General features: G+C 46.2%; 9 protein-coding genes. 4 read left to right on the forward strand and 5 right to left on the reverse strand.

From position 1 onward, the window contains the following. Window positions 1–5: 5 nt before the first annotated feature. The 5 genes from frr to cysK form a co-directional block, all read right to left on the reverse strand. On the reverse strand, window positions 6–527 hold the full coding sequence (frr, locus tag V7L97_RS10285; RefSeq protein WP_442891817.1) for a ribosome recycling factor: 522 nt from the start codon (window positions 525–527) through the stop codon (window positions 6–8). An 82-nt stretch (window positions 528–609) separates the two neighbouring features. After that, window positions 610–1,398 carry a UMP kinase gene (gene pyrH / locus V7L97_RS10290; protein WP_333655682.1) on the reverse strand — a complete coding sequence of 263 codons (789 nt, stop codon included), beginning with the start codon at window positions 1,396–1,398 and terminating at the stop codon, window positions 610–612. A gap of 1 nt (window position 1,399) precedes the next feature. Continuing rightward, window positions 1,400–2,020: a translation elongation factor Ts gene (tsf, locus tag V7L97_RS10295; protein WP_333655683.1), complete on the reverse strand. Its 621-nt coding sequence runs from the start codon at window positions 2,018–2,020 to the stop codon at window positions 1,400–1,402. Then, window positions 2,017–2,775 carry a 30S ribosomal protein S2 gene (rpsB, locus tag V7L97_RS10300; protein ID WP_333655686.1) on the reverse strand — a complete coding sequence of 253 codons (759 nt, stop codon included), beginning with the start codon at window positions 2,773–2,775 and terminating at the stop codon, window positions 2,017–2,019. The genes tsf and rpsB overlap by 4 nt, the downstream gene beginning before the upstream one ends. Window positions 2,776–2,969: 194 nt before the next feature. Then, window positions 2,970–3,899, reverse strand: coding sequence for a cysteine synthase A (gene cysK, locus V7L97_RS10305; protein WP_333655688.1), 930 nt, complete (start codon window positions 3,897–3,899; stop codon window positions 2,970–2,972). Between the two features lie 59 nt (window positions 3,900–3,958). Here cysK and V7L97_RS10310 point away from each other — a divergent pair, with 59 nt between their 5' ends. From V7L97_RS10310 to V7L97_RS10325, 4 genes are read left to right on the forward strand one after another with little or no spacing between them, the layout of a single operon-like run. Continuing rightward, the gene (locus tag V7L97_RS10310) at window positions 3,959–4,822 is read left to right on the forward strand and encodes a 1,4-dihydroxy-6-naphthoate synthase (RefSeq protein ID WP_333655690.1); all 864 of its coding nucleotides are present in this window, start codon (window positions 3,959–3,961) and stop codon (window positions 4,820–4,822) included. Continuing rightward, window positions 4,819–6,522 carry an alpha-glucan family phosphorylase gene (gene glgP, locus V7L97_RS10315; protein ID WP_333655692.1) on the forward strand — a complete coding sequence of 568 codons (1,704 nt, stop codon included), beginning with the start codon at window positions 4,819–4,821 and terminating at the stop codon, window positions 6,520–6,522. Before V7L97_RS10310 ends, glgP begins: the two co-directional genes overlap by 4 nt. A gap of 7 nt (window positions 6,523–6,529) precedes the next feature. Beyond that, window positions 6,530–7,024, forward strand: a complete 495-nt coding sequence (locus V7L97_RS10320; protein ID WP_333655693.1) for an archaemetzincin family Zn-dependent metalloprotease — start codon at window positions 6,530–6,532, stop codon at window positions 7,022–7,024. 44 nt (window positions 7,025–7,068) lie between these two features. Next, on the forward strand, window positions 7,069–7,377 hold the full coding sequence (locus tag V7L97_RS10325; RefSeq protein WP_333655694.1) for a radical SAM protein: 309 nt from the start codon (window positions 7,069–7,071) through the stop codon (window positions 7,375–7,377). The last annotated feature ends 247 nt before the right edge of the window (window positions 7,378–7,624 follow it).

Consider the following 7,624-nt stretch of genomic DNA (forward strand, 5'->3'; position numbering starts at 1 on the left):
CTAATTTATACTTCCATTATCTCTTTTTCCTTGTGCTGAAGGACTTCTTCGATCTTTGTTATATGCGAGTCGGTAATCTTCTGGATCTCATCCTGAAGCCTTTTAACATCGTCCTCGCTGAGGTGCTGCTCCTTTTCAGACTTTTTAATCTCGTCATTTATGTCCCTTCTTATATTCCTGACGGCAACCCGTGCTTCCTCTGCCCTCTTTTTTGCAACCTTTACCAGTTCCTTTCTCCTTTCCTCTGTAAGGGGCGGTATATTAAGCCTTATGACCTTCCCGTCATTGGTGGGAGTCAGCCCGAGACCGGATTTAAGTATGGCCTTTTCTATCTCCGGAATGAGTTTCTGCTCCCATGGCTGGATAGTTATCTGTCTGGGATCCGGTATGCCGAGCGTTGCGACCTGATTAAGTGGCGTGGATGTCCCGTAATAATCCACGGCTATTCCATCCAGTAGCGAAAGGGATACCCTTCCTGTCCTTATAGCGGCAAAGTCCTTTTTCAATGCATCTACGGCCCCGTTCATTCTGTCCGTAGCCTTTTTCTTAAACTCTTGCATCTTATCACCCCGCCAGAGATAAATTCAAAAAGCAAAATTATGGAATTCCTTAATTTTTCATTTTTAATTTTTCATTTTGCTTTTTAACCGTTGTGCCTACCTTCTTGCCCTTTATAAGGTTCTTAATATTATCTGCTTTTTTTATATTAAATACAACTATGGGAAGGTTGTTGTCCATGCAGAGGGTTATTGCGGTGGAGTCCATAACCTTAAGGTTGAATTTTAAGACATCTATATACGATATTTCATCGAACTTCTTTGCGGTTGGGTCTTTCACAGGGTCGGCAGTATAAACACCTTCAACCTTCGTTCCCTTGCATATGACGTCAGCCCCTATCTCCATGGCGCGAAGTGCTGCGGCTGTATCTGTGGTAAAGTATGGATTGCCGGTGCCAGCAGCGAATATAACAATCCTTCCCTTTTCGAGATGCCTTATCGCCCTTCTCCTGATATACGTCTCTGCGAGTTCCCTCATCTCTATGGCAGACTGAACCCTTGTCTGCAGGCCGATCCTCTCCAGCGCATTCTGAAGGGCAAGGGCATTTATAACCGTTGCGAGCATTCCCATATAATCGGCTGACGCCCTTTCCATGCCCTTTACAGAGGCCTCGACACCTCTGAAGATATTGCCGCCGCCGATGACAATGGCAACCTCCACTCCCATATCGACAACCTTTTTGATTTCCGAGGCCATATACTCCACAGTGGCAGGGTCTATGCCGTATCCCCTGTCTCCCATAAGGGCCTCGCCGCTGAGTTTCAGCAGAACCCTTTTATATTTGAGTCCATGTTTCGAGGTTCTTGACCCTTGACCCTTGACCCTTGACCCATTTTTCATATCAGCTTTCACAGGATGCACTCTTTTCCAATCCTTCGCCTAACTGAAATCTTGCAAATCTTCTTAAAACAATATTCTCACCCAGTTTCGCTACCTTTTCTGTTATCAGGTCCTTTATCTTCTGCTTCCCCTCCGGGTCTTTTATGAAGACCTGCTCAAGAAGACATGTATCGCTGAAGAATTTTTCGAGCTTACCATCGATAATCTTCTCAACGACCTGTGGCGGCTTATTGGTGACCTGTGCCCTGTATATCTCCCTTTCCCTTTCTATCACATCTTGAGGAATGTCTTCCCGGGATACATACGTCGGATTTGCAGCAGCTATGTGCATTGCGATGTCTCTAGCAAGCTCTTTAAAGTCGTCAGTCTTGGCAACGAAGTCCGTCTCGCAATTAATCTCAACGAGGACTCCGAGCTTATTCATGTGTATGTACGAATCTATCAAACCCTGCGATGCCGGCCTGCCTGCCTTCTTTGCTGCAGTTGCAAGCCCTTTCTGCCTGAGGATGTCAATGGCCTTTTCCATGTCGCCGCCGCTTTCTAAGAGGGCCTTTTTGCAGTCCATCATGCCTGCATTGGTTTTTTCGCGCAATTCCTTAACCTTATCTGCCGTTACCGTCATTCTGCCATCTCCTCCTGCATGATTTTTTCTTCTATCGCTCCCTTTTCGGTTTCCTCTTTTGCGGACTTGGCGAGCACTCCCTTGCCTTCAAGGACTGCATCGGCCATCTTGGATGCAAGAAGCTTGATAGCCCTTATTGCATCGTCGTTGCCCGGGATAACATAGTCTGCATCGTCGGGGTCGCAATTGGTATCCACAACAGCCACCACGGGTATGGAGAGCCTTCTGGCCTCTGCAACGGCAATCTGTTCTTTCTTGGGATCTATGATAAAGATAGCACCGGGCAGATTTGTCATATCCTTTATTCCTGCCAGATTCTTCTCCAGTTTAATCCTTTCCTTCTCGAGTTGTGCCACTTCCTTTTTTGTAAGGACATTGTATGTGCCGTCTTCCTTCATTGCTTCGATCTTTTTGAACCTCTCTATGCTCCGCCTTACTGTTGAGAAGTTTGTAAGCATGCCGCCGAGCCATCTATTATTCACATAAAATGCGCCTGCCCTCTGGGCCTCCTCTGCTACGGAGTCCTGTGCCTGCTTCTTTGTGCCGACGAAGAGTACGGGTGCGCCTGTGGATGCTATGTTCCTGACAAAGTTGTATGCCTCCTCCACTCCTTCCAATGTCTTTTGAAGATCGATAATGTGAATACCGTTCCTCTCTCCAAAGATGAATTTTTTCATCTTCGGATTCCATCTCTTTACCTGATGTCCGAAATGGACACCAGACTCCAGCAACTCCTTCATAGTTACAACAGCCATACTTCCTCCTTATGGTTTTTCCTCCGCCCGGTTCTTTTAAACCCATAACAACAGCAATGCTGCGGTTATGAGACCATTAGAGACCCCTTTCAGGCGTGTGTTTTTAGCTGACAAAGATAGCACAAATGCCCTTTATTTTTCAAATTCCAAATCCGAATTTCGAAATTCGAATTTAGGATTTCGGATTTTAAATTTCATATTCCTTCTGGTAAGAACAAGCCTGTGCTCAAATACCTGTCTCCCCTGTCCGGGAATATAACAACCAGTTTCTTGTTTTTCCCAAGCCTCTCTGCTGCCTTCATGGCAGCCCACATTGCAGCGCCAGATGATATGCCTGCGAGTATTCCTTCCTTTAAAGCCAGTTGTTTTGTCGTGTTTGCGGCATCCTCGTCCGTTACGGGTATCACTTCGTTGTATATCTTTGTATTTAAAACCCCTGGATAAAAGCCGGCGCCTATGCCTGCAATCTTGTGTTTCCCCGGATTTCCGCCGGACAGGACAGGAGAGTATGCAGGCTCCACTGCAGCTATCCATATATCAGGGTTCTTTTCCCTTAATGCCTCGCCCGTACCGGTTATAGTCCCTCCTGTTCCAACTCCGGCCACAAAGGCATCGGGCACACAGCCAAGGTCATTGATTATCTCGAGGGCGGTTGTCCGCCTGTGCATTTCCGGGTTCGCCTTGTTCTCAAACTGTTGAGGCATGAAAAAATCAGGATTGTCTCTGAATATCTCCTCTGCCCTTTCCACTGCCCCCATCATGCCTTTATCACCGGGTGTCAATATAAGCTCGGCGCCAAATGCCTGCAGCAACTGCCTCCTCTCCATGGACATGGTCTCTGGCATTGTGAGGATAAGCCTGTATCCCTTGACAGCAGCCACCATTGCAAGGCCGATGCCGGTATTTCCACTTGTGGGTTCAACAATAGTGCCGCCTTTGTGCAGCTTGCCTTCCCTTTCTGCTGCCTCTATCATTGAAAGGGCTATCCTGTCCTTGACAGAGCCTCCGGGGTTAAAACCCTCAAGCTTTGCCCATATCTCGGCACTATTTGCCGAAACCATCCTGTTGATCCTGACCATCGGCGTATTGCCGATAAGACTCAGGATATTTTTATGCAGTTTCATAAAACCTCCATGTATTTCTTCTGGTAAATGATAAATATTTAATGCTAAAATTGCAAATTATGATAAGCTTGGGTTTTTCGCCCTGTCCCAATGACACCTTTATCTTTTATGCCCTTGCTAATAAACGGATAGACCTGAAAGGTCTCGATTTCAGCCTCCTCATCGAGGACGTGGAGACACTGAACCAGCTTGCAATGAAAAGGGCTGTCGATGTCACAAAGATATCATGCCATGCCTTTTATTATTTGCAGAAAGATTACCACTTTCTGAGAGCAGGAGGGGCATTCGGCCGGGGATGCGGGCCGCTCTTAGTTCATAAGCCGGAAGTCAGTCTACAAGACCCTGTGGGAAGTCAGAAGTCAGAAATAAAAAAAATAGCGATCCCAGGTGAACTTACAACCGCATTTCTTTTATTGAAACTCTTTATCTCAGCCACCAGCCATCAGCCATCAGCCATCAGTGCTCCGCAATTCATTGCTATGCCTTTCCATGAGATCATGGGTGCGGTCAGGGATGGGAAAGTGGATGCTGGCCTCATAATACATGAAAGCAGATTCACGTACCATGAATACGGACTTGCAAAGATCGTAGACCTTGGAGATTGGTGGGAAGAGGAGACAGGACTGCCCATACCGCTCGGAGGCATAATTGCAAAGAAATCCCTCGGCCTCCAGACCATTAAAACAATTGAATCCCTCATAAGGGCGAGTGTAGAATACTCCATGCTCCACAGGGAAGATGCCATGCCTTTTATCAAAAGGTATTCACAGGAATTGTCAGATGACGTAATATTTAAGCACATATCCCTTTATGTCAACGATTACTCCGTTGATATTGGCAATGAAGGGGAAGCCGCACTCGATGAATTGATGAAAAGGGCAAAGGGGATAGAAACGATTACAAACAAGGGAGAACGACTATGACAGTATCCATAAGCGAATTCATCAAAGAGCCGAAGATAGCATATTTTTCCATGGAGATAGGCGTCAGGAGCGATATGCCCACATACAGCGGAGGCCTCGGCGTACTCGCGGGAGATACAATAAAATCCGCAGCAGACCTGAACCTTCCAGTTGTTGCAGTGACCATCCTCACCAAAAAGGGATATTTCAAGCAGGACCTCGATATTTACGGCAGACAGACAGAGCTTCCTGATGAATGGGACCCGAATAATTTCATGACCCCGCTTAAAGAAAGGGTGAGCGTTTTTATAGAAGAAAGGGAAGTTTACATAGGCGCATGGCTTTATGTCGTGGAAAGCATGAGGGGACAGAGGGTTCCAATTTTATTCCTCGATACGGACCTGCCCGAGAATGCACCGGAGGACAGGGGGATTACGCATCACCTCTATGGAGGGGATCAGGCCTACAGGCTCAAACAGGAAATAGTCCTGGGCATAGGCGGTACAAGGATGCTCGATGAACTGGGATTTGAAATAAAGAAGTATCACATGAATGAAGGCCATTCGGCATTACTAACCCTCGAGCTGCTGAAAAGATACAAAAGGGACATAGAAGAGGTGTGGGATGAGAGGCTTGTGTGGGATAAGGAAAGGGTGAGAGGCCTCTGCGTATTCACAACACATACCCCGGTTGCAGCAGGACATGACAAATTTCCCTACGACCTTGTGCAAAGGACAATGTGCGAGATAATCCCTATAGACATAGTAAAGGACTTGGCAGGCCACGAACACCTCAATATGACAATGCTCGCATTGAACCTCAGCAACTATATAAATGGAGTGGCCAAAAAGCATGGCGAGGTATCAAAGGGGATGTTCCCAGGCTATGAGATCCACGCCATAACGAACGGAGTACATTCTTTCACATGGACATGCGACAGCATGAAAAGGCTCTATGACAAATACCTCCCCGGCTGGGCAAATGAGCCTGAAATATTTGTAAGAGTAGGCCGCATACCGGATGATGAATTGTGGGAGGCACACATGGAAGCGAAGAGGCATCTCATAGATTATGTTAATCGCGAGACACAGGCAGGCATGAATTACGATACGCTTACCATCGGTTTTGCACGCCGTGCAACTGCATACAAAAGGGCCGACCTCCTTTTTACGGATATTGAAAGACTGTCGTATATCGGTGAAGGCAGGCTGCAAATAATATATGCAGGAAAAGCGCATCCGAGGGACGAATCGGGAAAGCAGCTTATACAGCACATATTCGAAATCAAAGAAAAGCTCAAAGACAAGATAAAAATCGCATACCTTAAAAATTACAATATGGAACTGGCATTGAAGCTTGTATCCGGCGTTGATGTGTGGCTCAATACGCCGTTAAGGCCGCTTGAGGCATCGGGCACGAGCGGCATGAAGGCAGCCCATAACGGTGTTCCAAATTTCAGTGTCCTTGACGGCTGGTGGATAGAGGGATGGATAGAAGGATACACAGGATGGGCAATCGGGCCTTCCCCCGATGTGCCTGCGGATCCTGCAAGGGATGCAGATGATCTTTATTACAAACTGGAGACCGCCATCATCCCCACATTTTACAATGACAAACACACTTGGCTCAGGATAATGCAGAATGCAATAGGAAAGAACGCATACTATTTCAACTCGCACAGGATGATGAGGAGATATGTAACAGAGGCTTATATCAGATAGTTTATTTATGAGGATTCTCATAATCCCCATAGGAGTCATTGACGCAGCAGTCCTGAAAGACATCGCAGATGCCCTTGAAAAGACATTTCATTGCAAGGTCGAACCTGGCAAAGAAATACCTGTACCGCAGGACTTGTATAGCAACAAAAGAGGGCAGTATCACTCTACACGAATTCTCAGGAGGCTGCATCCATTTAAGACAAAAGACTTCCACAGGGTGCTCGGTGTAATGGATGCAGACCTCTATGTCCCGGAACTCAATTTTGTCTTCGGGGAGGCGGATATATTAGCTGGAGTAACGGTTATAGCCCTCGCAAGGCTGCGCCAGGAGTTCTATAGACTAAATCCTGACAGAGACCTCTTTCACCTGAGGGCTGTCAAAGAGGCCATACATGAAATCGGCCATACATACGGCCTCGGCCACTGTCCTGACCCTAAATGCATAATGTATTTTTTCCAACAGCCTGAAAGATACCGACAGGAAAGGCTCTGGATTCTGTAACATCTGCAAGCATGAACTTAATATTTTAGTTTCAGAGGACTGAAATGTTTGATCCAGTCATGTTTGCGGAACTGACTAAAAAAGATGTCTGCAAAGATGATTCGAGGAAATACTATCGTTTCAGGCCATCGAGATTTTACGGCGGCATATCCACTGCAGACTGCGTTGGATGCTGTCTCAGGTGTGTATTTTGCTGGGCATGGAATGTGGCTGCGAGACCTGTTGAGCATGGCGAATTTTATTCTCCGGAAGATGTAGTGCGAAGATTGACAAGGATTGCAGAAAAGAAACGCCTTAATCAGATGCGCATCAGCGGCAATGAGCCAACCATCTGCCGTGAACACCTTATATAAATTTACAGGTAATTTGAGAATTAGTTTTTAAAGGAGATTGTAGAGATAAGTATTTGAAAGATAAAGAGTATTCTCTTATTCTCCCTTTAAAAAGAGGTTTGAGAATTTTTAGCGGAATTACCTGGTTTTTACCAGCCGCTTTGAGAAAAAATATTTCAGCCTCGAAGCCTTAAAAAGCATTTAACTTCTTGTTTAATAAGCCTTTAAGTCAGATTTTATAGTCGCCGCCGTTGGTTCACATGGTTCA

This window comes from Dissulfurispira sp., from assembly GCF_036745535.1.
In the GTDB taxonomy this organism is placed as follows: domain Bacteria; phylum Nitrospirota; class Thermodesulfovibrionia; order Thermodesulfovibrionales; family Dissulfurispiraceae; genus Dissulfurispira.

Bases quoted from the DNA above. Each gene is read 5' to 3' on its own strand.
- pyrH (WP_333655682.1), bottom strand. From the start codon at position 1,398: ATGAAAAATGGGTCAAGGGTCAAGGGTCAAGGGTCAAGAACCTCGAAA.
- frr (WP_442891817.1), bottom strand. From the start codon at position 527: ATGAACGGGGCCGTAGATGCATTGAAAAAGGACTTTGCCGCTATAAGG.
- glgP (WP_333655692.1), top strand. From the start codon at position 4,819: ATGACAGTATCCATAAGCGAATTCATCAAAGAGCCGAAGATAGCATAT.
- cysK (WP_333655688.1), bottom strand. From the start codon at position 3,899: ATGAAACTGCATAAAAATATCCTGAGTCTTATCGGCAATACGCCGATG.
- V7L97_RS10325 (WP_333655694.1), top strand. From the start codon at position 7,069: ATGTTTGATCCAGTCATGTTTGCGGAACTGACTAAAAAAGATGTCTGC.
- V7L97_RS10320 (WP_333655693.1), top strand. From the start codon at position 6,530: ATGAGGATTCTCATAATCCCCATAGGAGTCATTGACGCAGCAGTCCTG.
- V7L97_RS10310 (WP_333655690.1), top strand. From the start codon at position 3,959: ATGATAAGCTTGGGTTTTTCGCCCTGTCCCAATGACACCTTTATCTTT.
- tsf (WP_333655683.1), bottom strand. From the start codon at position 2,020: ATGACGGTAACGGCAGATAAGGTTAAGGAATTGCGCGAAAAAACCAAT.
- rpsB (WP_333655686.1), bottom strand. From the start codon at position 2,775: ATGGCTGTTGTAACTATGAAGGAGTTGCTGGAGTCTGGTGTCCATTTC.